The sequence below is a fragment of the Streptomyces violaceorubidus genome, from assembly GCF_000717995.1.
GTDB classification, from domain to species: Bacteria; Actinomycetota; Actinomycetes; order Streptomycetales; family Streptomycetaceae; genus Streptomyces; species Streptomyces violaceorubidus.
This window is the reverse complement of sequence record NZ_JODM01000265.1, coordinates 1-206: the sequence shown is the minus strand read 5'-3', so window position 1 is coordinate 206 and position 206 is coordinate 1. Positions and strand designations below refer to the sequence as shown.

Here is a 206-nt window from a genome sequence, read left to right as displayed (position 1 = left end):
TTCGTCCACGAGGGTGCCGAGGATCATCGCGCCGGTGGCGCCGAGGGGGTGGCCGAGCGCGATGGCGCCGCCGTTGACGTTGACCTTGTCCAGGGACAGGCCCATGTCCTTGGCGAAGCGCAGGACGACCGCCGCGAAGGCCTCGTTGATCTCGACCAGGTCGATGTCGTCGATGGTCAGCCCGGCCTTGGCGAGGGCCTTGCGGG

Annotated in this window: 1 pseudogene; it reads right to left on the bottom strand. The window is 69.4% G+C overall.

Annotation, left to right across the window (positions count from 1 at the left end):
* Positions 1–206, bottom strand: a pseudogene (locus IE94_RS37065) (acetyl-CoA C-acyltransferase); the annotation flags it as partial.